The sequence below is a fragment of the Vibrio genomosp. F6 genome (assembly GCF_005146325.1).
In the GTDB taxonomy this organism is placed as follows: Bacteria; Pseudomonadota; Gammaproteobacteria; order Enterobacterales; family Vibrionaceae; genus Vibrio; species Vibrio cortegadensis.
In genome coordinates, this window is record NZ_SYUT01000063.1 from 1 (window position 1) to 883 (window position 883).

Here is an 883-nt window from a genome sequence, read left to right on the forward strand (position 1 = left end):
TATGCAATATAACGCCTTGCTAAGGTGTGAGCAAAGCAATACCTTAGCCTCCGCATAATACCTTAAACACATAAATTAACGCATAGTAAAAATGCCACGCGTTGCGAATCACTCTTAAGCAACTTTGTTATACCGCTTGGTTGAGGCTAAAATGACCAAAACAAAGACCACTTAAGAGACCTATTACATGACCACTAGAATTTTAGCCGATGTTGCTGCAAGCATTACTGAGTTGAAAGCTAACCCTATGAAAGTTGCAACTAGTGCTTACGGTGAACCTGTTGCTGTACTGAACCGAAATGAGCCAGCATTTTATTGCGTACCAGCCGAAGCGTACGAAATGATGATGGACAGACTCGAAGATCTTGAACTACTAACTATTGCGAAAGAGCGTGAATCTGAAGAGAGCATTTCGCTAAATATTGATGACCTATAAACTCGACTTTAAAAAGAGCGCACTCAACGAGTGGAAAAAGTTTGGCTCAACGCTTCAACAACAATTTAAGAAAAAGCTAATCGAGCGCTTAGATAACCCGCATGTTCCGGCTTCAAAACTCTCTGGAGCTGACAACATGTATAAGATTAAGCTGCGCCAATCGGGCTACCGTCTCGTCTACAAAGTTGAAGACGATGTCATCATTGTAACCGTCTTAGCAGTCGGAAAACGCGAACGTAGCGATGTTTACCGTAAAGCTATGAAAAGGTTAGATGATTGATTGCGGTATAACGCCTCGTTAAGGTGCGACAAACGTGTGCAATACTTGAGCGAAGCGAAAAATGCCACGCGTTTGGGAGTCACTCTTAAATGTTTGTATGGATAATAGGCACTCCAATCGGGTAAGGTGAGACCCAGACTTTAGCTGCAACTAAAGTTCTTCTATTT

2 protein-coding genes are annotated in these 883 nt (G+C 42.1%); both read left to right on the forward strand.

The features are described 5' to 3' along the window. Positions 1-187 precede the first annotated feature (187 nt). Positions 188-436 (forward strand): type II toxin-antitoxin system Phd/YefM family antitoxin, encoded by a 249-nt coding sequence (locus FCV43_RS18280; protein WP_136995962.1) that lies wholly within the window; start codon positions 188-190, stop codon positions 434-436. Continuing rightward, positions 426-716, forward strand: a complete 291-nt coding sequence (locus FCV43_RS18285) for a type II toxin-antitoxin system RelE family toxin (RefSeq protein ID WP_136995963.1) — start codon at positions 426-428, stop codon at positions 714-716. Before FCV43_RS18280 ends, FCV43_RS18285 begins: the two co-directional genes overlap by 11 nt. Positions 717-883: the final 167 nt, after the last annotated feature.